At 61.7% G+C, this 26978-nt stretch carries 21 protein-coding genes and 5 tRNA genes; 17 read left to right on the top strand and 9 right to left on the bottom strand.

All coding sequences use genetic code 11. The annotated features are described in order from the left end of the window. Nucleotides 1-14: 14 nt before the first annotated feature. The 4 genes from VWY60_RS03320 to VWY60_RS03305 form a co-directional block, all read right to left on the bottom strand. Nucleotides 15-1154 (bottom strand): glycine cleavage T C-terminal barrel domain-containing protein, encoded by a 1140-nt coding sequence (locus tag VWY60_RS03320; RefSeq protein ID WP_416539815.1) that lies wholly within the window; start codon nucleotides 1152-1154, stop codon nucleotides 15-17. A 140-nt stretch (nucleotides 1155-1294) separates the two neighbouring features. After that, a complete protein-coding gene (locus VWY60_RS03315; protein WP_416539814.1) occupies nucleotides 1295-1810 on the bottom strand; it encodes an Lrp/AsnC family transcriptional regulator in 516 nt (171 codons plus the stop codon). Between the two features lie 508 nt (nucleotides 1811-2318). Then, entirely contained in the window at nucleotides 2319-2597 is a 279-nt protein-coding gene (locus VWY60_RS03310) for an NfeD family protein (protein WP_340545934.1), read from the bottom strand. After that, nucleotides 2594-3487 carry an SPFH domain-containing protein gene (locus tag VWY60_RS03305; RefSeq protein WP_416539813.1) on the bottom strand — a complete coding sequence of 298 codons (894 nt, stop codon included), beginning with the start codon at nucleotides 3485-3487 and terminating at the stop codon, nucleotides 2594-2596. Before VWY60_RS03305 ends, VWY60_RS03310 begins: the two co-directional genes overlap by 4 nt. A 364-nt stretch (nucleotides 3488-3851) precedes the next feature. Between VWY60_RS03305 and tgt the strand changes: the two genes are divergently transcribed. The 3 genes from tgt (at nucleotide 3852) to lon (ending at nucleotide 8738) form a co-directional block, all read left to right on the top strand. Continuing rightward, the gene (tgt, locus tag VWY60_RS03300; RefSeq protein ID WP_340545932.1) at nucleotides 3852-4982 is read left to right on the top strand and encodes a tRNA guanosine(34) transglycosylase Tgt; all 1131 of its coding nucleotides are present in this window, start codon (nucleotides 3852-3854) and stop codon (nucleotides 4980-4982) included. Nucleotides 4983-5419: 437 nt separating this feature from the next. Next, nucleotides 5420-6088 carry a hypothetical protein gene (locus VWY60_RS03295; RefSeq protein WP_416539812.1) on the top strand — a complete coding sequence of 223 codons (669 nt, stop codon included), beginning with the start codon at nucleotides 5420-5422 and terminating at the stop codon, nucleotides 6086-6088. A 235-nt stretch (nucleotides 6089-6323) separates the two neighbouring features. Continuing rightward, entirely contained in the window at nucleotides 6324-8738 is a 2415-nt protein-coding gene (gene lon, locus VWY60_RS03290) for an endopeptidase La (RefSeq protein WP_416535159.1), read from the top strand. 311 nt (nucleotides 8739-9049) lie between these two features. On the opposite strand, the gene VWY60_RS03285 is transcribed toward lon, so the two are convergent. Both VWY60_RS03285 and VWY60_RS03280 read right to left on the bottom strand, forming a co-directional pair. Beyond that, nucleotides 9050-9322, bottom strand: a complete 273-nt coding sequence (locus VWY60_RS03285; RefSeq protein ID WP_416539811.1) for a YrhK family protein — start codon at nucleotides 9320-9322, stop codon at nucleotides 9050-9052. Nucleotides 9323-9614: 292 nt separating this feature from the next. Next, nucleotides 9615-10670: a Leu/Phe/Val dehydrogenase gene (locus VWY60_RS03280; protein WP_416539810.1), complete on the bottom strand. Its 1056-nt coding sequence runs from the start codon at nucleotides 10668-10670 to the stop codon at nucleotides 9615-9617. A 129-nt stretch (nucleotides 10671-10799) separates the two neighbouring features. Here VWY60_RS03280 and VWY60_RS03275 point away from each other — a divergent pair, with 129 nt between their 5' ends. From VWY60_RS03275 to VWY60_RS03240, 8 genes are all read left to right on the top strand, one after another. Further along, a complete protein-coding gene (locus VWY60_RS03275; protein WP_340545927.1) occupies nucleotides 10800-11255 on the top strand; it encodes an Lrp/AsnC family transcriptional regulator in 456 nt (151 codons plus the stop codon). Nucleotides 11256-11356: 101 nt separating this feature from the next. Further along, nucleotides 11357-11431: transfer RNA gene (locus VWY60_RS03270), tRNA-Val, on the top strand. Nucleotides 11432-11579: 148 nt separating this feature from the next. Then, nucleotides 11580-12149 carry a histidine phosphatase family protein gene (locus VWY60_RS03265; RefSeq protein ID WP_416539809.1) on the top strand — a complete coding sequence of 190 codons (570 nt, stop codon included), beginning with the start codon at nucleotides 11580-11582 and terminating at the stop codon, nucleotides 12147-12149. A 77-nt stretch (nucleotides 12150-12226) separates the two neighbouring features. Beyond that, a tRNA-Val gene (locus VWY60_RS03260) sits at nucleotides 12227-12302 on the top strand. Nucleotides 12303-12449: 147 nt separating this feature from the next. Beyond that, nucleotides 12450-12821, top strand: a complete 372-nt coding sequence (locus VWY60_RS03255) for a hypothetical protein (protein WP_340545925.1) — start codon at nucleotides 12450-12452, stop codon at nucleotides 12819-12821. A gap of 330 nt (nucleotides 12822-13151) precedes the next feature. Continuing rightward, a tRNA-Asp gene (locus VWY60_RS03250) sits at nucleotides 13152-13228 on the top strand. A 50-nt stretch (nucleotides 13229-13278) separates the two neighbouring features. Next, a tRNA-Asp gene (locus VWY60_RS03245) sits at nucleotides 13279-13355 on the top strand. Between the two features lie 87 nt (nucleotides 13356-13442). Next, nucleotides 13443-13519, top strand: a tRNA-Asp gene (locus VWY60_RS03240). Between the two features lie 127 nt (nucleotides 13520-13646). On the opposite strand, the gene VWY60_RS03235 is transcribed toward VWY60_RS03240, so the two are convergent. Then, complete coding sequence (locus VWY60_RS03235) at nucleotides 13647-15038, bottom strand: M20/M25/M40 family metallo-hydrolase (RefSeq protein ID WP_416539808.1); 1392 nt, start codon at nucleotides 15036-15038, stop codon at nucleotides 13647-13649. Nucleotides 15039-15361: 323 nt separating this feature from the next. Between VWY60_RS03235 and hemA the strand changes: the two genes are divergently transcribed. The 3 genes from hemA (at nucleotide 15362) to ispG (ending at nucleotide 19271) form a co-directional block, all read left to right on the top strand. Then, nucleotides 15362-16585 (top strand): 5-aminolevulinate synthase, encoded by a 1224-nt coding sequence (hemA, locus tag VWY60_RS03230; protein ID WP_416539807.1) that lies wholly within the window; start codon nucleotides 15362-15364, stop codon nucleotides 16583-16585. A gap of 131 nt (nucleotides 16586-16716) precedes the next feature. Further along, the gene (locus tag VWY60_RS03225) at nucleotides 16717-17940 is read left to right on the top strand and encodes a helix-turn-helix domain-containing protein (RefSeq protein WP_340545922.1); all 1224 of its coding nucleotides are present in this window, start codon (nucleotides 16717-16719) and stop codon (nucleotides 17938-17940) included. A 209-nt stretch (nucleotides 17941-18149) separates the two neighbouring features. Then, nucleotides 18150-19271 carry a flavodoxin-dependent (E)-4-hydroxy-3-methylbut-2-enyl-diphosphate synthase gene (gene ispG / locus VWY60_RS03220; RefSeq protein WP_416539806.1) on the top strand — a complete coding sequence of 374 codons (1122 nt, stop codon included), beginning with the start codon at nucleotides 18150-18152 and terminating at the stop codon, nucleotides 19269-19271. 237 nt (nucleotides 19272-19508) lie between these two features. Here the strand turns inward: ispG and VWY60_RS03215 are convergent, their stop codons facing one another. Further along, nucleotides 19509-20297, bottom strand: coding sequence for a DsbA family protein (locus VWY60_RS03215; RefSeq protein WP_416534240.1), 789 nt, complete (start codon nucleotides 20295-20297; stop codon nucleotides 19509-19511). After that, entirely contained in the window at nucleotides 20294-21682 is a 1389-nt protein-coding gene (locus tag VWY60_RS03210; protein ID WP_416534239.1) for a M48 family metalloprotease, read from the bottom strand. Before VWY60_RS03210 ends, VWY60_RS03215 begins: the two co-directional genes overlap by 4 nt. Between VWY60_RS03210 and VWY60_RS03205 the strand changes: the two genes are divergently transcribed. The 3 genes from VWY60_RS03205 to VWY60_RS03195 all read left to right on the top strand — a co-directional run bounded on the left by VWY60_RS03205 (nucleotide 21681) and on the right by VWY60_RS03195 (nucleotide 26963). Further along, complete coding sequence (locus VWY60_RS03205) at nucleotides 21681-22829, top strand: pyridoxal phosphate-dependent aminotransferase (RefSeq protein WP_340545918.1); 1149 nt, start codon at nucleotides 21681-21683, stop codon at nucleotides 22827-22829. The two genes, VWY60_RS03210 and VWY60_RS03205, sit on opposite strands and share 2 nt — an antisense overlap. A 164-nt stretch (nucleotides 22830-22993) precedes the next feature. Further along, nucleotides 22994-24274, top strand: a complete 1281-nt coding sequence (locus VWY60_RS03200) for an N-acetylmuramoyl-L-alanine amidase (protein WP_416539805.1) — start codon at nucleotides 22994-22996, stop codon at nucleotides 24272-24274. A 187-nt stretch (nucleotides 24275-24461) separates the two neighbouring features. Further along, entirely contained in the window at nucleotides 24462-26963 is a 2502-nt protein-coding gene (locus VWY60_RS03195; RefSeq protein WP_416534237.1) for a penicillin-binding protein 1A, read from the top strand. The last annotated feature ends 15 nt before the right edge of the window (nucleotides 26964-26978 follow it).

Raw genomic sequence — 26978 nt, 5'->3', positions numbered from 1 at the left:
CATGTAGCAGGACGTTAAGCGGCAGCGATCTGTTTTTTGGGATCATAGAACGGGCGCTCGCAGATTGTTGCGCGGACGGGGCCGGATTTCGTGACGACCTCAACCTGTGCACCGATGTTGGCGTGTTCCGCTGACACCATGGCCAAGGCGATGTTCTGCTCCAAACGCGGGGAATAAACCGCAGAGGTGACCTTGCCGATTGCTTCGCCACCCGAATTGATGTCCCAGAATGTCGTGTTGGGACCCGCAAGAGGATCGCCGTCGATGATCAGGCCGATCTGCTTACGGCTGACACCTTCGTCCCTGATACGGCGCAACGCGGCCTTGCCGATGAAATCAGCCTCCATGTCGAGGTTCACCAACCGGTCAAACCCAAGCTCAAAGGGGTTGGTGCCCATGTCGGCATCCGCGTGATACGACAACATCCCACCTTCGATGCGGCGGATGGAGGATGTGTGGCCGGGCTTGAGGCCAAATTCCAGACCGGCTGCCATAATGGTTTCCCACAGCAGATCGCCTTTGGAACCGTCGCGCAGGTAGATTTCATAGCCCAGCTCGCTGGACCAGCCGGTGCGGGACACGATCAGCGGGATGCCGTTCAGCTCGACTTCGCGCAGCCAGTAGTAGCGCAGGTCCATGATCCCGTCGCCAAACAGCGCGCGCATGATCTCGCCGGATTTGGGGCCTTGCAATTGCAGCGGCGAGACATCCGGCTCACCAATCGTGACATCAAGGCCAGAGTTGACCGCAACCCCCTGCGCCCAAAGAAGAATGTCGCTATCAGCAAGAGAGATCCAGAAATGGTTCTCGGCAAGACGCAGCAGGACCGGATCGTTCAGAATGCCGCCGTCGGCATTGGTGATCAGGATGTATTTGCACTGGCCGACCGCCATCTTGGACAGATCGCGGCAGGTCAGCATCTGGGTGAATTTCGCCGCGTCAGGACCGGTGATTTCAACCTGCCGTTCAACGGCCACATCACAGAGTATCGCGTCATTCACGAGGTTCCAGAAGTTCTGCTCGGGATCACCGAAATCGCGCGGGATATACATGTGGTTGTAGACGGAGAACCCCTTCGCGCCCCAACGCACTGTCGCGTCAAAATAGGGCGACTTGCGGATCTGTGTGCCGAAACCGAAATCATCTGCTTGCATTGGAACTACCTCCCGTTTTGTCCCCGACCGCTTTGATCGGAGACTGTCAAAACCTTTGCGAGATGTAGTCCAGGAGAGGCGGCGAAAGTGGTCCGAAGATTATCACTTCTCAGACCATTCAGGCCGTTTGGGGGGCCATATCAGGACCGATTGGGCCAGAGCGGCAATTTCGGATTTGCAGCGGCCAATTTCGAGAGGTTCGGCAAAGCTGATTTCACTTGGCGCGTGGCAAAATGGGTCATGTAGCGGTCAATGCCGAGGTCTTCGGCATGGAAATCTTCCATCAGGTCTTGAAATGCGGCGAGGCTGGGGCTGATGATCTTCATGATGTAATCGACCCCACCACCGGTGGCGATGCAATCAATGATCTCATCCCGGCTGTTGAGAAAAGCTTCAAAGCGCTCAAAATCAGCCTTTCGATGACGGCTGAGGGAAACCGTCACAATCACCTGCGCGAAATCTGCGAGCCGCTCCAGCGCGATATCGGCATGATAGCCGCGAATGTATCCGCCCGCTTTCAACCGGGTCAGCCGCGCCCAGCAGGGGGTCGCGGAAAGCCCGCTCAGCTCTGCCAGCTTGGCCTTGCTCAACTGCCCATGCTGCTGGAGCGCGCTGAGAATGCGGATGTCTGCTGCATCAAGGGCAAGTCTCTTCATTCGCTCTGGTCTTTCCTTGTGTGGATGCGCGGTCATATGACCGACGATCACATGCTAGATTAGGATATCCCTACCTGAAAGCCCTCCGTCAGCTCAGTGGCTTTGCGACCGAAATGAGCGCGACCACGTCCAGCTGATCGGCGTTGTCCGCCAATAGGGGGCATATCTCCGTGTGATATCAGCATGTCGCGGGTAGACGTTTCGCAACGGCAGAGCAGACCGACCCGGAGCAGAAAAAGGTTTCGAGCCGCAGCCGGATCGCAGTTGCATAACATCCGATTGCAGACTGGACGCTGGACAGGATTTGCAGAGAGGAGAGTCTTGCAAGACAACATAGCCTCTGGCCGCTTCGGACGCTTTGTTGCGTTCCAGCAGGGGGGACGGGCGCCAGCTCCGAATGTCGCTATCTATACACTGCTGAGCCTGACGGTTGCGGCTGTTGTATTGGATTGCGGGACTGGTGAGGCTAGGGGGATCCCCGCCCAGTGCAGACCGGACGGGGCTTTGTTCAATCGTTGATATCGTGGTCGAAGTGTTTCACCTGGCCTTTGGGGCCCTTGAAGAAGTGGCGCAAGACCAGCCAGGCGATCAGGGAGAGGGTGGCGTAGATCAGCAGCAGCACCGGCAGGGTGATGCTGCCTGCGGGGGTGGCGACCAGCAGCAGGGCCACCAGCACCGCGCCGACGGCAAAGCCGAGGAACATGAAGCCCGGCGCCAGCACCTCGACGATGGCGAGGCCGATGGCAATCGCGATCCAGACCCACCAGACGGAGAGCAGGGCCGTCATTTTCCGGCCCCTTTCAGCATGTTGAAGGCGTTGCCGAAGGCCTCAATCGCATTGGCGGGCACCAGGATGGTCTGTTTGCCTTCACCTGCGCCAAGGGCATTGAGCGCCTCGACCTGTTTCAGGGCCACCTGATATTGCGCGGCCTCCAGACCGTTTTCGGCAATGGCTTTGGCGACTACCCCGGTGGCATAGGCCTCGGCATCGGCCTGAATGCGGCGGGCCTTGGCGATCTGCTCGGCGGCGTAGAGCTCGGCGTCGGCGGCCAGTTCGACCGCGCGTTTCTGGCCCTCGGCCTTGGTCACCTCGGCGCGGCGGGCGCGCTCGGCATTGAGCTGCTGCAGCATGGCGTCGCGGGTGGCCTGATCGAGGTTCACGTCAAGGATCTCGGCGCGGGTCACTTCGATGCCCCAGTCGTCAACGGCGCTTTCGACCAGATGCTGGATCTGACCGATCAGCTGCGAGCGGTTCGACTGCACCTCATCCAGGTCCATCTTGCCGATCTCGGCGCGCACGATGCCGGCCACGGTGGTGGCAATGGCGCCGTCAACGTCGCGGATCCGATAGACGGTCTTTTCCGGTTCCAGAATGCGGTAGAACACCGAGGTGTCGATCTGCACCAGCACGTTGTCCTTGGTGATGGCGTCCTGGCTGGCGTTGGGCAGCTGGCGTTCCAGGATCGAGACCTTATGGGCGACGGAGACGAGCAGCGGGACGATGAAGTTGATGCCGGGGCCAAGCACCGCATGCAGGCGGCCAAAGCGTTCGACCACGTATTTTTCGGACTGCGGCACGATGCGGACGCCCTTGAGGATCAGGATGATCAGGAAGATCGCGCCCAGAATATAGATGATGTTCTGCGTCAGCAGGCTCAGCAGGAGTTCTTCGGTCATTATGCCTCGCAATAAATTTGTATGCTATGGTATGCAGTTGGGGGTCGTGGACCCGGGATTCAAGCGTGGGGGGACGGCGCCCCGGTCCTCTTCTCTATGGCGTGTGCGGTGGTGGTAGACAAGGGGAACGGCCCCGTCTGCGACGCATCCGTGGCGTGCGGGGTGGGGGCTGGCTAGGGCTGCGGGGCTTTGGCGCGGGCTGCGGTCATGCAGGCTTGAAAACCGCGCCGGGATAAGGCACATCCGGCAGGCTCTGCCGGTATGGTCCCGGATCGCGGCGGAGCAGGGTTCAGGTGGCAGATGATCCCGTAGGAAATTCCCCGCAGCGGCGGGACCACGCACAAGACAGCCCAAGGAAGAGAACATGGCGCCGAAAATCTCATTTGACCTGAAAGCCACCGATGGCAAGGCCCGCACCGGTGTCATCAATACGCCGCGCGGCGAGATCCGCACGCCTGCGTTCATGCCCGTGGGCACGGCCGCAACAGTGAAGGCAATGCTGCCGGAGAGCGTGCGTGCGACCGGGGCGGATATCCTGCTGGGCAATACCTATCATCTGATGCTGCGCCCCACGGCAGAGCGGATCGACCGTCTGGGCGGATTGCACAAATTCATGAACTGGGAGCGGCCGATCCTGACGGACTCGGGCGGGTTTCAGGTGATGTCGCTGGCGGGTCTGCGCAAGCTGACGGAAAAGGGTGTGACCTTCAAAAGCCATATAGACGGATCCAAACATGAGCTGACGCCGGAACGGTCGATGGAAATCCAGCGCCTGCTCGGTTCGGACATCGTGATGTGTTTCGACGAATGTCCGGCGCTGCCTGCCGACCGCGACCGGATCGCCGAGTCGATGCGCCTGTCGATGCGTTGGGCGGAGCGCTCGCGCGAGGCCTTTGGCGACCGTCCGGGCCATGCGCTATTCGGCATTATGCAGGGCGGGCTGGAGCAGGATCTGCGCGAAGAAAGCGCCGAGGCGCTGAAGAAGATTGGATTCGAGGGCTATGCGGTTGGCGGCCTGGCAGTGGGCGAGGGGCAGGAGGCGATGTTTGACTGTCTTGATTATGCGCCCGGTTTCCTGCCTGAGGACAAGCCGCGCTATCTGATGGGGGTGGGCAAGCCTGATGATATCGTCGGTGCGGTGGCCCGTGGTATCGACATGATGGACTGCGTGCTGCCATCGCGCTCGGGTCGCACGGGGCAAGCGTTTACCCGCTACGGTGTGGTCAATATCAAGAACGCCCGCCACCAGGATGACCCGCGCCCGCTGGATGAGCAGTGCAGCTGCCCGGCGTGTTCGAACTATTCGCGCGCCTATCTGCACCATGTGTTCCGCAGCAACGAGATGATTTCGGGGATGCTGCTGACCTGGCATAACCTGCATTACTTCCAGGAAATCATGGGCGGCATGCGGGAGGCGATTGCTGCGGGCACCTTCGAGGCCTGGCAGAAGGATTTCCACGACACCCGTGCCGAAGGCGATATTGAGCCATTGTAGGGGCCAGCAAGGGGGATGCGCCCGGATTGTTGAAAACTTGAGCAAATGTTCATCGGCGGGTCCTGCCCTGAACACGTTTGCGCCACAAATCGGCGGTGATCTGTCAATCAGGCACTGATGACCAACGTGGAGAGATCCGATGAATGAGACGGCTTCAACTGGACTTGCGCATTGTTCGCTGATGATTTTGCTGGCGGCGGGCGTTGCTGTTTTTGCGCTTTTGGACCACGGCGGATCCTATGGGGAGCAGCCGGGGTCGCTAGCGCACCTGACGTCGGCCGCGCAGCGGTAAGGATTGCCGGAGCGCGACTGCACCCAAGGAAACGGCCTGATGTCGTGCGCTTTTTGCTGCGATCTTTGGTAGGGATGATCCCGGCCCGCGTTCACCGGTTATGAAGACCTCGCTGCTAGATTCCGCCAAAACGGGAAGGGTCGCGATGAGCTGGTTTCAGGCATGGGGGAGCGTGGTGCTGCTGGGCGGCCTTGTGGCTGCCTCTGGCGCTGTGGCGCAGTCGGATCAGGCAGCTAAGGCGCCGGGATCTCTTGCCGAGGCCTCAAGTTTTTTCAAGGCACCACCGCTTGATGGCTGCCGGATCGCATTTGACGATCTGATCAAGGGCGGCTCCAAAGCGCTGCGGGGCCAGTGGTTTGTGCAGAAGGGGCCGGGGGAGACCGGGCTGCCGGTTGGCGGCCGCGTCGATATGCAACCGCTGCCGCAGCGCGCGGGTGAGGTGCTGACACTGAGATTTCGCAATGGCCGTCTGGTGGCGGATTCTGCCGTGTCCGGGGTGATCCCCATCGGCGTGCTGGACCGGGCGCCACCTGAGCCGGGCACGGGGCTGAGGGCCGAAAGCGTTGGCCGCGGCGATCTGGCGGATGGTGCGGAGGTCTTCCTCGATGAGCTGGGCATGGGGCGGCTGCCCTGCGGGGTGGAGCAGATGCTGCAACTGAGGCTGCAATCAGAACGCGACACCGGCACCGGAGACGTGTTGCGGCAGGATATCCGTCTGTACCTGATTGATCAGACCCGGATGAGCGGCACCTACCGCGAAACCGGTCCGGGTGGGCGGCTGGAACGCGGGGTGATCACCCTGATGCGGCGCTGATGCTGCGGGTCAGGTCATCGGCGGAGGCTGCCGCGCGCGGCCTTCACCATTTGCTCACCCTAGCTGCATTTGCGCCCTTGTGGTCCGGGCGCGCTGCGGGCAATGTGACACCAAACATTGAGGCACGGCGGTTGAAATCCCAACACCGCTGCACCAGATAAACAGCCAATGAGGAGACGCGCCGAAGCTGCCGATAATCGGGGCGGGGGCGTCTTGCCAAACCAAAGGACCGAGTATGCAAGAGCCACTCAATTCATCCTACCCCGTCCTGCCGCTGCGCGATATCGTTGTGTTCCCGCATATGATCGTGCCGCTGTTCGTCGGGCGGGAAAAATCGGTGCGTGCCCTGGAAGAGGTGATGACCGACGACAAGCAGATCCTGCTGTCCAGTCAGATTGACCCGGCGGAAGATGATCCGCAATCCGATGGCATCTACAGTGTCGGCGTGCTGGCCAATGTGCTGCAGCTGCTGAAACTGCCCGACGGCACCGTGAAGGTGCTGGTCGAAGGTCATGCGCGGGTGAAAATCACCGAATATCTGGACAACGACAACTTCTTTGAAGCGCGCGCTGAGTATCTCAGCGAGATTCCCGGCGATGTCACCACCGTGGAGGCGCTGCTGCGCACGGTCGGCGATGAGTTCGAGCGTTATGCCAAGGTCCGCAAGAACATCCCGGAAGAGGCGCTGAGCGCCGTTGGCGAGACCACGGAACCGGCCAAGCTGGCCGATCTGGTCGCCGGTCATCTGGGGATCGAGGTCGACAACAAACAGGATCTTCTGGAAACCCTGTCGGTGAGCGAACGTCTGGAGAAGGTCTATGGCCTGATGCAGGGCGAGCTGTCTGTGCTGCAGGTCGAGAAGAAGATCAAGACCCGCGTCAAATCCCAGATGGAGAAGACCCAGCGCGAATATTATCTGAATGAGCAGATGAAAGCCATTCAGAAGGAGCTGGGCGACAGCGAGGACGGTTCTAACGAAGTCGCCGAGCTGGAAGCCAAGATTGCCGAGACCAAACTCTCCAAAGAGGCGCGCGAAAAGGCCGAGGCCGAGCTGAAGAAGCTCAAGAACATGTCGCCGATGTCGGCGGAAGCCACGGTTGTGCGCAACTATCTGGACTGGATTCTGGCCCTGCCCTGGGGCACCAAATCCCGCGTGAAGAAAGATCTGAGCCGGGCGCAGGATATTCTGGACGCCGATCACTACGGGCTTGAGAAGGTCAAGGAACGTATCGTTGAATATCTCGCTGTGCAGCAGCGCTCGGCCAAGCTGAAGGGACCGATCCTCTGCCTTGTTGGCCCTCCGGGTGTCGGTAAGACCTCGCTGGGCAAATCGGTGGCCAAGGCAACCGGTCGCGAGTTCATCCGCATTTCGCTGGGTGGCGTGCGCGACGAGTCCGAGATCCGCGGTCACCGCCGGACCTATATCGGCTCCATGCCCGGTAAGATCATTCAGGCGCTGAAAAAGGCCAAGACCACCAACCCGCTGATCCTGCTCGATGAAATCGACAAGATGGGGCAGGATTTCCGGGGTGATCCGGCGTCGGCGATGCTGGAGGTGCTGGACCCGGAACAGAACGCGACCTTCATGGACCACTATTTGGAAGTGGAATATGACCTGTCGAACGTGATGTTCCTGACCACCTCGAACAGCTACAACATGCCGGGGCCGCTGCTGGACCGGATGGAGATCATTCCGCTGTCCGGTTACACGGAGGATGAAAAGCGCGAGATCGCCAAGCAGCACCTGATTTCCAAGCAGGTGAAGAACCACGGTCTGAAGGCCAAGGAATTCGAGCTCACCGATGAGGCGCTGACCGAGATCATCCGCACCTATACCCGTGAGGCGGGGGTGCGGAATCTGGAGCGTGAGATCGCCAAAGTGGCGCGGAAATCGCTGACCAAGATCGTCAAGAAAGAGGCGGAGAGCGTTTCTGTCACGCCTGAGAATCTGGATGAATTCCTTGGGGTTGCGAAGTATCGCTATGGTCTCGCCGAGAAGGAAGATCAGGTCGGTGTTGTCACCGGTCTTGCCTATACTTCGGTCGGGGGTGAGCTGCTGAGCATCGAGGCGCTGCGCCTGCCGGGCAAGGGTCGGATGAAGACCACCGGCAAACTGGGCGATGTGATGAAAGAGTCGATCGAGGCGGCTTCAAGCTATGTCCGCTCGATTTCGCCGCAGCTTGGAGTGAAGCCGCCGAAATTCGACAAGCTGGACATCCACGTCCACGTGCCGGATGGCGCAACGCCGAAGGACGGTCCAAGCGCGGGTCTGGCCATGGTGACGGCGATTGTCTCGGTGCTGACTGGGATCCCGGTCCGCAAGGATATCGCCATGACCGGCGAGGTGACGCTGCGCGGCAATGCGACCGCGATTGGCGGTCTGAAGGAGAAACTGCTGGCCGCGCTGCGCGGTGGTATCAAGACGGTGCTGATCCCGCAGGAGAATGAGAAAGACCTGCCGGATATCCCGGATAACGTGAAGGAGGGGCTGGAGATCATCCCCGTCAGCCACGTCTCCGAGGTGCTGAAACATGCGCTGACCGATACGCCCGAACCCATCGAATGGGATGAGGCCGCAGAAGAGGCCGCCGCCGCTGCCAAGGCAGCATTGGGTGTTCCCGAGGATGGCGCCAGCGCCACCGCGCATTGATCCAGGCGACGGGTGCTGCCCCTAAGCTGTTGAGATCAATCCGCAATAGGTAACAATAGATGGGCGTCCCTTATCCGGGGCGCCCATCTGCCTTATGTCCTGTGAGATGCGTTTGCGACCTTCTTGAAGCAGGCGACCTGTCGGTTCGTCGGCCGTGGGAAGAGGAAGAAATAGATCAGTTCGCCGCATTGTTGGGCCGCTTGATTGTCGCAACATGGGATACGCTGGCCTGATACGACAGGGCGACGAGGAACCGGTTGTTGGCCGGTCCGCCGGGCGGTGGCTTGGCGGAGACGCGGGCACGGGCCGTGTCATTGGCGGGTGATATCGTCATAATCGCCAAGTCGCAGATAGGCGTATTCACGGTAGAGTTTGATCGTCGGGCGCAGGCCGAAGAGGATGGATCCTACCAGAAACAGCCATGTGCCGGGGGTGACGGTTGCGTCGTTGAAGAACAGGATCGAACCTATCACAAACAGCACCGCAGCGGAGACATCGACCATCGTGTAGGCGATTTCACAATAGGCGTAGATCTTCTTGTGGCGGTCGCTGCGATTGCGATTGTCGGGGTGGAACAGGGCCATCATGTCCTCCGTCGGTCTGTGTCGGCTGCTTTTACCCTAACGCGCGGGGGGAGGATTGGTTCAAAGGGGATCTTCATAGCGGCAGTCAGTGCCTCTCAGGGTTTCCCCGCAGGCCTCGCAAGAAAAAGGGCGACCGCAAAGGGCCGCCCAAATCAGGTTTTATTATTGTTTTCCCGAGGTTTCGGGTTCTTCCGTCTGGCGTCCGCTCTTATTCGGCGGGCTTGATCCAAGGCGCTGCATTGGGCAGCGCATCTTGGATGTTCGGGGCGGGCGACAGGGTCGCGATGCCGGGTCAGGCCGCTTTAGGCGCCATTTTTGCCTGCACGGTGGCGATGGCCACGGCGTCGGGGCTGACGTCATCGGCGGTGGCCTGCTTCAGGATTGCCGCCATGGTGACCTCCAGCGCCTCAAGCCGTTCGGCCACAAAGCTGTTGCGGTTGCCGATTTTCAGGATCTCGGTGGCGACATTGATAATGCCGCCGCCATTGGCCACGAAATCGGGCGCGTAGAGGATGCCGCGCTTGTGCAGTGCGGCTGCATCCTCGGCCGAGGCCAGCTGATTGTTGGCACCGCCTGCGACCAGGGCAACCTTCAGCTGCGGAATGGTTTCGCTGTTGAGGATGCCGCCGATCGCGCAGGGGGCAAAGATATCGGCCTCCACCGCGTAGATCTCATCGGGGGCGACAGCCGTGGCGCCGAAGGCGGCAACTGCACGTTCAACCTGTGTGCTGTTTACATCGGTGACGATCAGCTTGGCGCCGGCCTTGTTGAGAAAATCGCAGAGATACCAGCCGACATGGCCCAGGCCCTGAACCGAAACAACCCGGTTTCTGAGGTCGATCTGACCGGTCTTATGCGCCCAGGCGGTGCGGATCGCATTGAAGATGCCGCGCGCCGTGATGGGTGAGGGGTCACCGGAGGCATATTCACCATCGGCAAGCCCGGCGACGGAGCTGGTTTCCTCGGCCAGGATGGCCATGTCCGCGGGGCTCATGCCCATATCCTCGGCGGTGATGTAACGCCCGTCCAGGCTGTCGATGGCGCGGGCAAAGGCGCGCAGCAGCTCCGGGGTTTTCTGGGTGGCGGGATCGCCCATGATCACCGCCTTGCCGCCGCCAAGCGCGAGGCCTGCTGCGGCGTTTTTGTAGGTCATGCCTTCGCTCAGGCGTTTGACATCGGTCAGCGCGTCATCGGCGCTGGCGTAGGGGCGCATCCGCAGCCCGCCGGCCGCCGGGCCAAGCAGGGTGGAATGCACGGCGATAAAACCGGTGAGACCAACCGAGGCATCCTCGACGCGGTAGATTTCTTCATGTGTCGAGGTGGCGACGGGGGTGATTGTGGCTGTCATCTTTGGATTGCTCCTCCATTTCACCGCAGAATACCGCCACGCAACCGCCGGTTTCCTCCAAAATACGTCGCAGTTATTGATGTTGTTGGTGGTTATCCCTAATATTTGGCCAAAATTAGGGGGAAACACGTGGATAAGATTGATCGCAGGATTCTGGCCGCCCTGCAGGAGAACGGTCGGATGAAGATCGCCGAGCTGGCGGAGAGAGTCGGCCTCTCTGCGACGCCCTGTGCGCGGCGGGTCGCCAATCTGGAGGACAGCGGCGTGATTTCGGGCTATTCGGCGCGGGTCGATCAGGCCGAGGTTGGCCTGCCGGTCACCATCTTTGTCGCGGTGGAGCTGGAACGCCAGTCCAGCGAAGGGTTGCAGGCCTTTGAGGCAGCGGTGCGGCGGTTCGATCAGGTGATGGAATGTTATCTGATGACCGGGAGCCGCGATATTCTGCTGCGGGTCGTGGCGCAGGATCTGACCGATTTCGATCAGTTTCTGGAGCATCGTCTGATGCGGGTCCCCGGCATTCGCAACACCCGGTCCAGTTTCACCCTGCGCACGATGATCTGCCGCAATGTGCTGCCGCTGGAGTAGGAGGGGGCAGCGCCCGTGCGGCGCAAAAATCGCAGCGCAGCGGGATTTTTCATCACCCCCCTCTTGCAGCGACGCGCGACCGGCGGTATGACCGCCGCCAAGGGTGATTAGCTCAGTGGTAGAGCGCTTCGTTCACATCGAAGATGTCAGGAGTTCAAATCTCTTATCACCCACCATCCTCCTTTTGCAGTGCCGATTAGCTGACCTCTGCGTCTTGTGGTGCGGACGTGGTGTCGCGTTTCGCGCTTGGTCCTTCTCAGGCCGGAGAAACCTGTCTAGATGTTTAGGCAAGGGCCGGAGGGTCGGGCATCAACGAGGGCGGGCATGGACTATCCGAAGATCTGGTTTCTGCGGCATGGGCAGACGGAATGGAACGCCGAAGGGCGCATTCAGGGACAGCTGGAATCGCGGCTGAGCCCGCTGGGGATTGAGCATGCGCAGCAGCAGGCGGGGCTGATGGCGCCGATTTTGGCACAGGGGCCTGCCTGCTATGTCTCGCCGTTGGGGCGGGCGCAGCAGACGGCGCAGATCGCACTTGGCGGTCAGCCCTATGTCACCGACGCCCGGCTGGCCGAGGCGCAGGCCGGCGTGTTTCAGGGCATGACCCGTGCCGAGGTCGCGGCTGAATACCCGGATATCTACGCCGCCAACCCGCTCAATCTGGATTTGTTCTGTGCGGCGCCAAAGGGCGAGGGCTTTGCTGCGTTTCAGGCCCGGATCACGGATTTCCTGACCGGGCTGAGTGAGCCGACCGTTGTGGTGGCGCATGGGCTGTGGGGACAGGTTCTGCGCGGGGTGATCTGCGGCTTGTCGCGCGCGGAAATGGCCGCCTTGCCCAATGAACAGGGCTGCATCTACGAGTTGTCGCAGGGCATGGAGCGGGTGCTGCGCTAGGGGTGGGAATTTTTTCGCAGATTTTTGCGATTTGCCTCTTGCGCAGAGCGCGCGCATTCTCTAAATCCGCGCTCACCGGGTCGTTAGCTCAGTTGGTAGAGCGCTTCGTTTACACCGAAGATGTCGGGAGTTCGAGCCTCTCACGACCCACCATCTCCACCTTGAATTCCATATCAATAAGCTCTGCCAGCGCCAAAGTTGCGATGCATATGGTTTCGCAGTAGGCTCATGTCGCTCCTTCGGCGCATTTCCCGCCGGAGGGGAGTTTTTTTACCGAGTATATGACGTGGAGTTTATGTCATGAAATATTTTGCAATCCTTTCAGTCGTGGTCTCTGTCCTGTTCTGTCTGCCCGCAGCGGGGCAGGCCGGGTCCTATAAGCCGATCAAGACCGAGGCGGAGTTTCTCGCTCTTGTCGGTGGCAAGACCCTCAGCGCCGATTGGGGCAGTATGCAGATCCTGCCCAACGGGAAAATCAAGGGAAAGACCAACCAGGGCAAGCTGGTTGGCGCCTGGCAGTGGAATGGCGCCCTGTGGTGCCGCAATGTCCGCATCGGCAAGCAGCCGGAGCGGGGGACGGATTGCCAGAAAATCGGCGTCTCTGGAAACCAGATGCAGTTTATCCGTGAGCAGGGCCGGGGCGCGGCCGTTGTCATGGTGATCTCCAACTGATCAGGACTAACCGGTGGCGCGGCTCTGGTACGGCGCGCCATCGGTGCTGTCTGCGGCATCTTGCGGCTGGATGGCGCTGTTGTTGTCGCCGCTTGGCTCCGTGATCCGCGGATCTGAGGTCGGCTGTGATTTTCTCGATGGATTATCCCTGGTGTCCGGCGGGACGCCAGATGGGAATTTCGGAAAAACAATGGGTTAGGCGGCAATTTGGCGGTGGCTTTGTTTTTTTTCACGGAAACCGGAGAAAATGCCAAAACACCGCTTGACGATCCCTCGGTGCTGCGAATATTACAGCCCAACATTCAGCGGCGACGTTGGATGGAACAGCAAGCGGTTGTAGCTCAGTTGGTTAGAGTACCGGCCTGTCACGCCGGGGGTCGCGGGTTCGAGCCCCGTCAACCGCGCCACTGCTGTCCGCCCCGGATCCGGGTTAAGGGATCCAGATGAAAGTAAATGCGCGGTTGTAGCTCAGTTGGTTAGAGTACCGGCCTGTCACGCCGGGGGTCGCGGGTTCGAGCCCCGTCAACCGCGCCACTTTCATACGATGCCCTGTCGTTCAGGGTCCGCCCCGGAGGGGATATATAGGTCAGGCTGCTGCCTGATTTGCCGAAAGGCCCATGCGCGGTTGTAGCTCAGTTGGTTAGAGTACCGGCCTGTCACGCCGGGGGTCGCGGGTTCGAGCCCCGTCAACCGCGCCACTTTCTTCCCTAAATTTGTGGATGAACGCTCCCTGCTTCGGCGGGGTTTTTGCGTTTTGTGGCGGGGCGTTACGGTGATTGCCCTGTCGAGATGTGGTGCGCGCCGGAACGCACACCACTGGCCTTGTTATTTCGTGGTCAAAGCATCCAGCACCCGCGCCCAGGAGCGGATGCCCTTGTGGAAGCTTTCCAGATCGTATTTCTCATTTGGGGAGTGGATGGCGTCATCTTCATTGGCAAAGCCGATCAGCATCGCATCCATACCGAGGATGGATTTGAAGAAGCCGGCAATCGGGATCGAGCCGCCCATGCCGCAGAATACGGCTTCGCGGTTCCATTCATCCGACAGCGCACCGCGGGCGGCTTCGAATTCGGGGCGGGCGATATTCATCACCGAGGCACGCGAGCCCTCCAGATCATTGTCCCAGACCACCTTGCAGTCAGGCTTCAGCTGGTCTTCGACATGTTTGCGGATCTTCAGGCGCAGCGCATCCGGGTCCATGTCGCCGACCAGACGGCAGGTGATCTTGCAATGCGCCTCAGACGGGATCACGGTTTTGGAGCCGGCACCGTTGTAGCCACCCCAGAGGCCGTTCACCTCCAGCGTTGGGCGGGCCCATTGCTGTTCCAGAACCGAGCGGTCCTTTTCCCCGTGGGCCTGAGTATAGCCTGCGTTGGAGAGATAGTCCTTTTCATCAAAGCCGCAGCCTTCCCACTGGCGCAGCTGCTCTTCCGGCACCTCATGTACGCCCTCATAGAAGCCCTCAACCGCGACCTTGCCGGTGTCTTCGTCATAGAAGGACGCGACGATGCGGCTGATTTCGCGCAGCGGGTTGAGGCCGGGGCCGCCGTAATGGCCGGAATGCAGGTCGATGCGCGGGCCGATCAGGGTGAACTCATCCTTCAGCATGCCGCGCAGCTGCGAGGAAATCGACGGCACCCCGCGCGACACCATCGAGGTGTCGCAGATCAGCGCCAGATCCGCCTTCAGCTCGGCTGCGTGCTGTTCCATGAAGGGCACGAGAGAGGGCGAGCCGCTCTCTTCCTCGCCCTCAAAGAAGAAGGTGATGCGGCAGGGCAGGGTGCCATTGACCGCCTGCCAGGCGCGGCAGGCTTCGACAAAGGTCATCAGCTGGCCCTTGTCATCCGAGGCGCCACGGCCGCGAATGACGGTGCCGCGCGCGGTCTCTTCCAGTTGCGGCTCAAACGGGGGGGTGGTCCAGAGGTTCAGCGGATCCACCGGCTGCACGTCGTAATGGCCGTAGAACAGCACATGCGGCAGCGCCTCATCCTGAGGGCCGACGTGACCTACCACCATCGGGTGGCCGGGGGTGACGCGCTTTGCGGCCTCGATGCCGATGGATTGCAGATCCGCCACCAGCCAATCGGCAGCCTTGTCGCATTCGGCCTTATAGGCGGGATCGGTGGAGATCGACTGGATGCGCAGCAAATCCATCAGCCGCTGCGTCGCGGCATCAAGGTCGCTGTCAATCCGGTTCAGGACGTCGTTCAAGGACATGGTCAGGGGGCTCCTGCAATTGATGATTGGCTCGCCGCGAAGCCTAACAGTGCCCGTCGGCAGGGGCCAGAGGCTGCCCACCTGTGATGTGCCAGTGATAAGCCTGTGATATGCGTCGGTTTGTAGCGTCAAACGGGCGTTACAATTCTTGCTGCCGTCGGCGCAAAGGTCTATTTGACCTGCATCAAGGCTGGACCGGCCCCTTCACCGTATTTGATTGATCAAACGGAGGGATCGGGTTATTTATTCGGTAACGTGAATATATCAGCCCGACCACAGCTCGCGCCAGATCCGCTGGTGCCAACTATGCCATGGAGATGCCGGTGGACTATACCGCGAAACTCGACCAAGCGATTGCTCAGCTTCACACCGAAGGTCGCTACCGGACATTTATTGATATCGAACGGCAGAACGGTCAGTTTCCACATGCGGCCTGGACCCGTCCAGACGGCAGCAAACAGGACATAACGGTCTGGTGCGGCAACGATTATCTGGGCATGGGTCAGCACCCGGTTGTGCTGGAGGCAATGCATGGGGCCATTGATGCCACCGGTGCAGGCTCCGGCGGCACCCGCAATATTTCGGGCACCACGGTCTATCACAAACAGCTGGAAGCCGAGCTGGCGGACCTGCATCAGAAAGAGGCGGCGCTGCTGTTCACCTCGGCCTATATCGCCAATGATGCCACGCTGAGCACGCTGCCCAAGCTGTTTCCCGGTCTGATCATCTTTTCCGATGCGCTGAACCACGCCTCGATGATCGAAGGTGTGCGGCGCAATGGCGGGGCCAAGCGCATCTTCCGCCACAATGATGTTGCGCATCTGCGGGAGCTGCTGGCGGCGGCGGATCCTGCGGCCCCCAAGCTCATCGCCTTTGAATCGGTCTATTCCATGGATGGCGACTTTGGCCCGATTGCCGAGATCTGCGACCTGGCTGATGAATTTGGCGCGCTCACCTATATCGACGAAGTTCATGCGGTTGGCATGTATGGCGCGCGCGGTGGCGGTGTGACCGAACGCGACGGGCTGATCGATCGCATCGACATTGTGAACGGAACCCTGGCCAAGGCCTTTGGCGTGATGGGCGGCTATATCGCCGCATCGGAAAAAATGTGCGATGCCATAAGATCTTATGCGCCGGGCTTCATCTTTACCACGTCGCTGGCCCCGGCGGTAGCGGCAGGGGCGGCGGCCTCGGTTGCGCATCTGAAGACGGCGCCGGAACTGCGCGAACAGCACCAGTTGCAGGCACGGATCCTGAAGATGCGGCTGAAGGGGCTTGGCCTGCCGATCATCGACCATGGCAGCCATATCGTGCCGGTGATCGTCGGCAACCCGGTCCATACCCAGAAGCTGAGCGACATGCTGTTGTCGGATCACGGGATCTATGTGCAGCCGATCAACTTCCCGACAGTGCCGCGCGGCACCGAGCGGCTGCGCTTTACCCCATCCCCGGTACATGGTCCCAAAGAGATTGACGCCCTGGTCAAGGCAATGGATGGGCTCTGGTCGCATTGTGCGCTGAATCGTGCCGAAATGGCGGGCTGAATCATAGCGCTGTGTCAAAATGGTAAGATTGTGGTAGTATGACCATAATCAAAGGGCGCAGGCGAATCGCATTCCGCGGATCCATGACGTCCTGAATGTCGAATGCGGCAGGCTAAAATGGGACAGCAGGCATGATCGGGCGCCTTACTCAGCGCAAATCGAAGACGCACGACGAATCGCCAAGGCCTCGCAGCTTTGATGATTACGAGCTTCGGTTGGGTGACATTATGCGCGGTGAACGGGCCACGATGGGCAAGTCGCTGCTGGATGTCCAACGTGAGCTGCGGATCAAAGCCTCCTACATCGCCGCGATTGAGAATTCTGACCCGACTGTCTTTGACACGCCGGGTTTTATTGCGGGTTACGTGCGCTCTTATGCGCGCTATCTCAATATGGATCCCGACACCACATTTGACGCCTTCTGCCAGGAAAGCGGTTTCCAGGTGGCCCATGGCATGTCCGCCGAGGCATCCGTGCGCAAATCCGCCGGGAAACCGATTGCAACCGGCATGGGTGGGCTGCGCAGCGATGCCTTCACCTCTCCCAATACTCCCTTCGTACCCGCAGCCAGCAGCGTCTTCAGCCAGATCGAGTTGCGCGCGGTGGGGTCGCTTGCGGTGCTGGTGGCGCTGATCGGCGGCATTGGCTACGGCGGTTGGGCGGTTCTGAAAGAGGTCCAGCAGGTGCAGATGGCGCCGGTGGATCAGACCCCCATCGTGCTGGCTGATCTGGATCCGTTGGCCGGGGCTGCCCGCGAGGGGGATGCCCAGAACGAAGATCCCGCACTTGAGGCGCTGGATCGGCTCTATCGCCCGCAGGCGCTGGACGTGCCGGTCATGGTGCCGCGCGACGGCCCGATCGCGACGCTTGATCCGCGCGGCTTCGGCAATTTTGTCATGCCGGAGCTGCCCTCGGTTGCGCTGGCAGATGCCAGCCTCAGCACGGCAGCACCGCTGCCCGCCATGCCGCAGGTCGTGGAAGAGACCGCGCCCGCGCTGCAGATGGTCGCCGTGCGCCCGTCCTGGGTTCAGGTCACTGCCGTGGATGGCAGCGTGATCTTTGAAACCATCATGGAGCCGGGTCAGCATTTCGAAATTCCCGCCACCGAAGAGGCACCGCTGCTGCGCACCGGCGAGAGCGGCGCGATTTACTTCGCAGTGAACGGCGCCCATTACGGACCGGTCGGCGAACGGGGGCAGGTGACGAAGAACGTCGTGCTGTCCTCCGATGCGCTCACCGAACGGTTTGCGCTGGCCGATCTGAGCGAGGATCGCAACAGCGCACTGGCCACGCTGGTCGCTGAATTGCAGGCCAGCAGCCTCACCGTTCCCGTGACCGAGACCACGGGCGAATAGGCCCCGTCCGGCCCGGATGTCTCCAGCCGGGGCGTCTGACCTGCCTCTGCCGTACAGCTGACCTTTCTGAGCCCGGGCCTCCCTCATGGGCCACGCGTGGTGATTGCGACATCTGGCCTGCGACCTTCAGGATTGCCCGCCTCCCATTGAAGCTGCGCGAGACTGCGCGTATCTATGCCCGGAACCCTGAACAGCGCGGACCGGACCTCATGTCGATCAACCACATTCGCCCCTGGCGCCACATCGAACGCCGCAAGAGCCGCCAGATCCATGTCGGCAATGTGCCTGTGGGTGGCGATGCGCCGATTGCGGTGCAGACGATGACCAATACGCTGACCACGGATGTTGCCGCGACGGTGGCCCAGGTGCAGGCCGCAGCGGAGGCTGGCGCCGATATCGTCCGGGTCTCGGTCCCGGATGAGGCCTCCTCCAAGGCACTAAAGGAAATCGTTCGCGAAAGCCCGGTGCCCATCGTTGCCGATATCCATTTCCACTACAAACGCGGCATCGAGGCCGCCGAAGCTGGCGCTGCCTGCCTGCGCATCAACCCGGGCAACATCGGCGATGAAAAACGCGTGGCCGAAGTGATCCGCGCGGCTCGCGACCACAATTGTTCGATCCGCATCGGCGTCAATGCCGGTTCGCTGGAAAAACACCTCCTCGACAAATACGGCGAACCCTGCCCGGAGGCGATGGTGGAGAGCGGTCTCGATCACATCCGTATCCTTCAGGATCACGATTTTCACGAGTTCAAGATCTCGGTCAAAGCCTCCGACGTTTTCATGTCCGCCGCCGCCTATCAGCAGCTGGCCGAGGCAACCGATGCGCCGATCCACCTTGGCATCACCGAGGCCGGGGGCTTTGTCTCCGGCACCATCAAATCCGCCATTGGCCTCGGCCAGCTGTTGTGGATGGGCATCGGTGACACGCTGCGGGTCAGCCTCTCCGCCGATCCGGTGGAAGAGGTGAAAGTGGGCTTTGAAATCCTGAAATCCCTCGGCCTGCGCCACCGTGGCGTCAATATCATCTCCTGTCCCAGCTGCGCGCGTCAGGGGTTTGATGTGATCAAGACGGTGGAGGCGCTCGAAAAGCGCCTGGAACATGTGAAGACCCCGATGAGCCTCAGCATCATCGGCTGTGTGGTGAATGGCCCGGGCGAGGCGCTGATGACAGACGTGGGTTTCACCGGCGGCGGCGCGGGAGCCGGCATGGTCTATCTGGCCGGCAAGGCCAGCCACAAGATGTCCAATGATCAGATGGTGGATCACATCGTCGAAGAGGTAGAGAAAAAGGCGGCTCAGCTGGATGCAGAGGCCGCCGCGGCGGAATAGATCCGCGACCACAAACTGACAACGAGATGAGCAAAAGGGCGCTATGATGACATCAGCGCCCTTTTCTCGTGTCTGTTTCGCCCGTCATCTTTCCCGAAATACTCCGGGGGTCTGGGGGCTGGCCCCCAGTGTGACCTGTGTCTGGGGGCTGGCCCCCAGTGAGACCTGTGTCTGGGGGCTGGCCCCCAGTCCGCCCTGTATATAGGGGGCAACCTGCGTCACACCCCCAGAAAAAGATCAGCTGCGGTTCTCGCGGATCTCGGCGACCATGATTTCCATCTGATCGGCGGGCAGGTAGCCACGCAGCAGCTCATCGCCGAGGACAAAGGTCGGGGTGCCCGAAATCGCCAGCTGCTGGGCCAGCGCGCGGGTTTCCTGCAGCTGACGGGCAATCTCGGGATCTGACATCCGCGCGAGGATCGCATCGGCGTCCAGATCCAGCCCCTCTGCCAGACGGCGCAGCGTGCCTTCGTTCGGCTCGCCGCCGAGGGTGATCAGCGCGTCATGCACCATCTTGTAGGCTTCATCCCCGGCGACCATCTTGGTGGCGATCGCAAACCGCGAGGTCAGCACGGAAGCCTCGCCGAGGATCGGGAATTCCTTGATGATCAGGCGGATATTGCCATCGCCGGAGACCAGTTTTTCCACCTCTGGCGCGGCGCGGCGGCAGTAGCCGCAGCGGTAGTCCATGAATTCGACCAGCGTGATATCGCCCTCGGGGTTGCCGCCGACCCAGGAAAACCCGTCATCATGCAGCGCGGTCATATTCTCGGCCACCAGCGCATCGTCGCGGGCGGCCTCATCGGCGGCCTGCTGCTGTTCCAGCTTGTTGACAGCCTCCAGGATCACCTCCGGGTTCTCCAGCAGATAGGCACGCACCTCGGCGCCAAAGGCGGCGCGTTCCTCGGCGCTCATCTTGCCGAGGTCGAGCGCCGAAGCGGCAGGAGCGATCATCAGCCCAAGCGACAGGGCGGCCGCCGACAGAACAGGCAGCGCCGGGGCGGGAAGGCGGGCAATACGGGTCATCTCGATTTCCTTTTTTCGTGTTGTTCGGCGGCAATCAGCACATCTTGTGCACGTCGCCAGGCAGGGGATCCGGTGGGCAGCTGCGCGGTGGCCCGTTTGGCATGGAGACCCGCATCCTTCAGCCGACCCTGTAGCGCATAGCGCTCGGCGGTGGCCAGTGCTGCCATGCCGGACTGGCCAAGTTTCGCGTAGGCCTGCGCCATGTCCCGCAGCATGTTGGCGTTGCGGAAATCCTGCGCGCGGGAGGCCTCAAGGGATTTCAGCGCCGCTTTCGGCTGGCCCGCCGCCAGTTGCGCGCGTCCGAGGCTGGCGAGGATCAGCGGATCACGCCCCGCCTTCTGAACGGCCCGGCCATAGGCGGCAAGTGCCGGCTGCCAGCGGCGGTTCTCCATCAGGATCTGGCCTTTCAGCTCCTGAAAATAGGGATCGGAGGGGCGGATCGCGAGGGCGCCGTCGATGGCGCGCAGGGCCTTGTTCAGATCGTTGCGGCGGTGATGGGCGATGGCTTCGCGCATCAGGCGCACATCCTTGTAAGGCTCATCCCCGATCCGGCGCAGGGTCCATTTGGGTGACCGGGTAAAGGCTGACAGCTTGCCGCGCACCCGCGCAAACCAATAGATCGCGTTGGCATCGGGTTTGGCGCTGTCACCGTGGCTCGCCAGATAGGCCTCGGCGGCGCGGATCCGGTCGCGGCTGAGCGGATGCGAGCGCATATAGGGATCCTGATTGACCGGGCTCAGCAGCTCTTGCCCGGCAAAGATCTTATGCACATCGACCAGTCCGCGCGGGCTGACACCGGCCCGTTGCAGGATGCCTGCGGCGGTGCGGTCGGCAGAGGCTTCCTCGGCGCGGGTATGAGCCAGAAAGCCGCGCAGCGCGGAGGATTGCGTGCCAAGCGCGATTCCGGCGGCGGCTTCCCCGGCGCCAGCGGCAGCCGCCAGCACCGCAAGAGCTGCGCCAAGCCCCGCCGCGGAGCGCGCAGAGCGCATGTTCTGCATCCGCCGGGACAGGTGGCCATTGGTGATATGCGCGGCCTCATGGGCGATCACGGCCTGCAGCATCTCGGGGCGGTCCACCTTCAGGATCAGCCCGTAATGTATGAAAATCGTTTGGGAATCGATGACGAAAGCATTGAAGGAGCCGTCATTGACCACCAGCACCCGCACCCGTTTGGCATTCAGCCCGGCGGCGCGCAGCACCGGGGCTGCCAGCTCGTTCAGTCCGCGTTCGATATCAGGATCGCGCAGCAGCGAGATCGAGGCCGCCTGCGCCGCGGGGGCCAGTGACCCCGCGACGAAACACAGCGCGGCAAGGGCCAGAGCCGGGATTGACGCGAGGCGGGAGAAGCGGTCAAAGGTCATGGCCGCACCATGGGAGATCAACATGCGAAACTCAAGCCGGTCCAACGTGGATCCCTTCATTGTGATGGATGTGATGGACGCCGCACGCCGGGCCGAGGAAGCTGGACGCCATATCATTCATATGGAGGTGGGCCAGCCCTCAACCGGCGCGCCGGATGCCGCGCGCAGGGCGCTGGCGGAGGCGCTGGATCGCGACAGCCTCGGCTATACGGTGGCGCTGGGTCTGCCGGCGCTGCGCAAGCGGATCGCGCAGCTATATGGCGACTGGTACAATGTTGATCTGAATCCGGAGCGGGTGGTGATCACGCCGGGCTCTTCGGGGGCGTTCCTGCTGAGCTTTACCGCGCTGTTTGACAGTGGCGACCGGGTCGGCATCGGTGCGCCGGGCTATCCCTCCTACCGTCAGATTCTGCATGCGCTGGGGCTGACGCCTGTTGATATCGAAACCTCGCTTGATCACCGCCTGCAACCGGTTCCGCAGGATCTGGCGGGGCTGGATCTGGCGGGTCTGATGGTGGCCTCACCGGCCAACCCGACCGGCACCATGCTGGACCGGGATGCGATGGCGGCGCTGATTGATGCGGCCCAGGGGCAGGGGGCGGCCTTTATCTCGGATGAGATTTATCACGGCATCGAATATGACGCGAAAGCGGTCACCGCACTTGAGGTGACTGATGAGTGCTATGTGATCAATTCCTTTTCCAAGTATTTCTCCATGACTGGCTGGCGCGTGGGTTGGATGGTGGTGCCGGAAGACCATGTACGGGTGGTCGAGCGCATCGCGCAGAACATGTTCATCTGCGCGCCTCATGCCAGTCAGGTTGCCGCGCTTGCGGCGATGGACTGCGGTGCGGAGCTGGAGGAGAATCTGGCGGTCTATGCGCGCAACCGGGCGCTGATGCTGGAGGGGTTGCCAAAGGCCGGGTTTGACCGGATCGCGCCACCGGACGGGGCGTTCTACGTCTATGCGGATGTTTCCGAGCTGACCAATGACAGCCGCGCCTTTGCCAAGGAAATCCTGGATCAGGCCGGGGTGGCGGTGACGCCGGGGCTGGATTTCGATCCCAAGCGCGGCGCGACCACCTTGCGGTTCTCCTATGCGCGGTCGACGGCGGATATCGAAGAGGGGCTGGCGCGGCTCAAGAGCTTTATGGAGCAGCGTCGGGTCTGAGAGCGCGTCGCGAAAGGGCAGGCCGTGCGGGGCAAGCGGATGAGGCTGGCAATCAGGCCTCGCGATGGCTTAGTCTTTGGCCAAAAGCCGTGCCGCCACCAGCCGCGCGGCCATCCTGTGTCCTTATGGCCGGGCAATACAAAAAAACGGGCGGAGCAACAGCCATGAGCAGACCTATAAAAGCCCTCGCAGCCCTGCTGCCGGCCCTGGTGATCGCGATGACGCCGCCGGTTGTCGCTGAGGAAACAGCTGCTGCCAGCAGTCAGATCAGCGGGCAGGGCTTCAGCGGTCTGGCGCGGATCCTGCCGCAGGACAGCCGCGCCACCGATCGCCGCTCGGGGGTGGATGTGACATTGGCGCTGAGCCAGGGGGTGCCGTATCGGCTGTTCACGCTGGATGGCCCGCCGCGCGTGGTGCTGGATTTTCAGGAGGTCGACTGGAGCGGCCTCGGGGCCGAGGCGCTGGTGACAGAGGACGGCATACGGACGGCGCAGTTTGGCACCTATGTGCCGGGCTGGTCGCGGCTGGTGCTGGAGTTGACGCGCCCAATGCAGGTCCAGACGGCGGCGATGGAGGTTGATCCGGTGACAGCGGCTGCGGGTCTGACCGTAGCCCTGCGCGAAACGAGCGCGGAGCAATTTGCCAAAACCACCGGCGCGCCGCGCGATGCCCGCTGGGATCTGCCCGCACCAACGCCAATGATCGCACCCGAGGACAAGGATTCGCTGGCGCCGCTCTTGGTGGTGATTGATCCGGGTCATGGGGGCATTGATCCGGGGGCGGAGGCCTTTGTTCAGGGCGGTCTGGTGCAGGAGAAGGATCTGATGCTGCAATTCGCCATCGAACTGGGCGAGATGCTGGTGCGGTCGGGCCAGTTCAATGTGCAGCTGACGCGCGACGACGATTACTTCGTCTCGCTTGAGCGGCGGATCGCGCTGGCGCATCAGGCCAAGGCGGATCTGTTCCTGTCGCTTCATGCCGACAGCCTATCCGAAGGGCGCGCTCATGGCACCACGGTCTACACGCTGTCGAAAGACGCCTCTGATGCGGCCTCGGCGACGCTGGTGGAACGTCATGAACGCGGTGATCTGCTCGCGGGGACCGATCTGAGTCAGGTCGATGACCGGGTGACCGATGTGCTGCTGGATCTGGCGCGGGTGGAGACACATCCGCGCAGTCAGGCGCTGGCCCGGGCGCTGGTCAAGGGGCTCAAGACCCAAGGTGGGGCAATGAACCGCCGACCGCTGCGCGAGGCGGGCTTTTCTGTGCTAAAATCGGCCGACATCCCCTCGGCGCTGGTGGAAATCGGATTCCTGTCCAGCCCGCGCGATCTGGCCAATCTGATGGACCCGGAGTGGCGCGAACGCACGGCGCGGGGCATCCTGAATGGGCTTTTGTCCTGGCGCATTGCCGATGATGAGACCCGCCCGCTGGTGCGTCAGTAGCTGCCGCTCGCCGGGATCGCCGGTCAGGCGGAACGGATCTGGCGCAGGGGCGTTTGATATCCGGGGACGGTCAGCGTCGCTTTCCCCCTGTTTTCTCCGGGTCAGCGGCATCAATATGCCGTTTCCCGTTTTGACCCCACGCGCCGCTGCACCTATATAGGCGGCACTGCGCGAGAAAGGCTCTACAGTGGTCAGATATATTCTATCGTTCTTTGGTTCCATCTTCAGCACCATCACGCTGGGCATCGCGATGATCGCGCTGACCATTGGTGCGGTGTTCTGGATTTATGGCCGGGACCTGCCCAGCCATGAATCGCTGGCGCAGTATCAGCCGCCGACGATCAGCCGGATCTACTCCGGCGAGGGGCAGCTGATTGACGAATTTGCCCAGGAACGCCGCCTGTTCACGCCCTCCGAGGAAATTCCCGATCTGGTCAAACAGGCTTTCATCTCGGCCGAGGACAAGAATTTCTACAGCCACAAGGGCTATGACATGCGCGGCATCGCCGCGGCGGCGGTCGAGGCGGTGCGCTCGCGCGGGTCGAACGTGCGCGGCGCCTCCACCATCACCCAGCAGGTGATGAAGAATTTCCTGCTCTCCGGGGACCGCAAGGCGGAGCGGAAGGTGAAGGAGCTGATCCTGGCTTCCCGTCTGGAAGATACCCTGAGCAAGGAAGACATTCTCGAACTTTACATGAACGAGATCTTTCTGGGGCAGAACTCCTATGGCGTGGCAGCCGCCGCCCAGACCTATTTCAACAAGACACTGAGCGAACTGGCCCCGCATGAGGCCGCGACTCTGGCCGCCATGCCAAAGGCGCCGTCGGATTATCACCCGGTCCGCCAAAAGGACCGCCTGCTGACCCGCCGCAACTACGTGCTGCGCGAGATGCGCGAAAACGGCTATATCTCTGATGCGGTCTACAAGGTCGAGGTCGATCTGCCGCTGCGCTCGGTGCAGAATGGCGATTTTGAGAGCTTCCGCACCGCGCTGCCGCCGCGCGATTATTTTACCGATGAAATCCGTCGTCAGCTTTCGGAGGATTTTGGCGAGGGCGAATTCTTCACCGGCGGCTTTACGGTGCGGGCGACGATCGACGAGGAGATGCAGGCCGAGGCCGCTGTTGCGCTGCGTGCGGGTCTTCAGGACTATGACCGGTCGCGTGGCACCTGGCGGGGCACTGGCGTGACGCTGGACGCCGATCTGCTGGCATCCGAAGACAGCTGGCGCGCGGCGCTCAGCGCTGCTGCCGTTCCGCGTGATATCGAACTGGGCGGCAAATGGCATCCGGCGGTTGTGCTGGAGGTCGGTGACCAGAGCATCAGCGTAGGCGTCGAGGAGGTGGCCGAAATCGGCTCGGTTCCGCGCTCTGACATCAAATGGATGAAGGGCAGCTTCAAGGACAATCTCGCCACCGGGGATGTGGTGCTGGTCCGCGCGGTCGAAAAGGACGGCGCACTGCAACATTGGTCGCTGCGTCAGGTGCCGGAAGTGCAGGGCGGCTTTGTCGCGATGGATGTGAACACGGGCCGGGTTCTGGCCATGCAGGGCGGGTTCTCCTACCAGCATTCGGTGTTCAACCGCGCCACACAGGCGCAGCGCCAGCCGGGCTCCAGCTTCAAACCCTTTGTCTATGCGGCAGCTTTGGACAGCGGCTATAGCCCTGCGACCATCGTTGTGGACGCCCCGATCGAGATCAACACCCCGCAGGGGCTGTGGCGCCCCAAGAACTCCACCAACAAGTTCTACGGCCCGACACCGCTACGGACCGGAATCGAGATGAGCCGGAACCTGATGACCATCCGACTGGCCCAGGAGGTCGGCATGGAGGTGGTTGCAGGCTATGCGGAGCGTTTTGGGGTCTATGACAATATGGGGGCTTTCCTTGCCAACTCGCTGGGGGCCGAGGAAACCACACTCTACAAGATGGTGGCGGCCTATGCGATGTTTGCCAATGGCGGCGAACGGGTGCAGCCGACACTGGTGGACCGCATTCAGGACCGCCGGGGCGAGACCATCTATCGCCATGATGACCGTGACTGCGTGGACTGCGCCTCGCCCGCGCTGGCACCGGGGCAGGCGCCCCGGATCGTGGACAACCGCGAGCAGGTGATGGATCCGATCACCGCTTATCAGCTCACCTCGATGATGCGGGGCGTTGTGGAGCGCGGGACCGCCTCCAGCGTGATCAACCTGCCGGTGCCGACCGCAGGCAAAACCGGCACCACCAACGACTCGCGCGATGTGTGGTTTGTCGGCTTTACCTCCAATATCGTGGCGGGCTGTTACATGGGTTATGACCAGCCGCGTCCGATGGGCCGCGGCGCCTATGGTGGCACCATGTGTGGTCCGGTGTTCCAGCAGTTCATGCAGAAAGCGACGGCCAAATATGGCGGTGGTAAGTTCGCGGTGCCGGAGGGCGGCCATTTCATCAAGATCGACCGCTACACTGGTGCGCGCCTTGCCGATGCGGCTTCGGGGGCCAATGTGGTAGCGGAGTATTTCCGCGATGGTGAGGAGCCGATCTTTGGTCTGGCATTTGACGGTGGTTTTGCGATGGGGTCGAACCTGCCGCTGTTTGAGGAAGCCGCGCAATCAGCGCGCCGGGTGACCACATCGGATGGTGGCACGGCGGTTCTGGGACCGAAGGCGAGTTTTGGCACCATCAGTTCCGGCGGGCTTTACTGACGCCGACTGTTTAGC

The sequence above is a fragment of the Phaeobacter sp. JH20_26 genome, assembly GCF_048056275.1.
In the GTDB taxonomy this organism is placed as follows: domain Bacteria; phylum Pseudomonadota; class Alphaproteobacteria; order Rhodobacterales; family Rhodobacteraceae; genus Phaeobacter; species Phaeobacter bryozoorum.
Note: the sequence above shows the minus strand (reverse complement) of the source record. Positions and strands in the feature narration are given on the sequence as shown.

Coding starts and splice junctions, on each gene's coding strand:
- VWY60_RS03320 (WP_416539815.1), bottom strand. CDS start 1,154: ATGCAAGCAGATGATTTCGGTTTCGGCACACAGATCCGCAAGTCGCCC.
- VWY60_RS03315 (WP_416539814.1), bottom strand. CDS start 1,810: ATGAAGAGACTTGCCCTTGATGCAGCAGACATCCGCATTCTCAGCGCG.
- VWY60_RS03310 (WP_340545934.1), bottom strand. CDS start 2,597: ATGACGGCCCTGCTCTCCGTCTGGTGGGTCTGGATCGCGATTGCCATC.
- VWY60_RS03305 (WP_416539813.1), bottom strand. CDS start 3,487: ATGACCGAAGAACTCCTGCTGAGCCTGCTGACGCAGAACATCATCTAT.
- tgt (WP_340545932.1), top strand. CDS start 3,852: ATGGCGCCGAAAATCTCATTTGACCTGAAAGCCACCGATGGCAAGGCC.
- VWY60_RS03295 (WP_416539812.1), top strand. CDS start 5,420: ATGAGCTGGTTTCAGGCATGGGGGAGCGTGGTGCTGCTGGGCGGCCTT.
- lon (WP_416535159.1), top strand. CDS start 6,324: ATGCAAGAGCCACTCAATTCATCCTACCCCGTCCTGCCGCTGCGCGAT.
- VWY60_RS03285 (WP_416539811.1), bottom strand. CDS start 9,322: ATGGCCCTGTTCCACCCCGACAATCGCAATCGCAGCGACCGCCACAAG.
- VWY60_RS03280 (WP_416539810.1), bottom strand. CDS start 10,670: ATGACAGCCACAATCACCCCCGTCGCCACCTCGACACATGAAGAAATC.
- VWY60_RS03265 (WP_416539809.1), top strand. CDS start 11,580: ATGGACTATCCGAAGATCTGGTTTCTGCGGCATGGGCAGACGGAATGG.
- VWY60_RS03255 (WP_340545925.1), top strand. CDS start 12,450: ATGAAATATTTTGCAATCCTTTCAGTCGTGGTCTCTGTCCTGTTCTGT.
- VWY60_RS03235 (WP_416539808.1), bottom strand. CDS start 15,038: ATGTCCTTGAACGACGTCCTGAACCGGATTGACAGCGACCTTGATGCC.
- VWY60_RS03225 (WP_340545922.1), top strand. CDS start 16,717: ATGATCGGGCGCCTTACTCAGCGCAAATCGAAGACGCACGACGAATCG.
- ispG (WP_416539806.1), top strand. CDS start 18,150: ATGTCGATCAACCACATTCGCCCCTGGCGCCACATCGAACGCCGCAAG.
- VWY60_RS03215 (WP_416534240.1), bottom strand. CDS start 20,297: ATGACCCGTATTGCCCGCCTTCCCGCCCCGGCGCTGCCTGTTCTGTCG.
- VWY60_RS03205 (WP_340545918.1), top strand. CDS start 21,681: ATGCGAAACTCAAGCCGGTCCAACGTGGATCCCTTCATTGTGATGGAT.
- VWY60_RS03210 (WP_416534239.1), bottom strand. CDS start 21,682: ATGTTGATCTCCCATGGTGCGGCCATGACCTTTGACCGCTTCTCCCGC.
- VWY60_RS03200 (WP_416539805.1), top strand. CDS start 22,994: ATGAGCAGACCTATAAAAGCCCTCGCAGCCCTGCTGCCGGCCCTGGTG.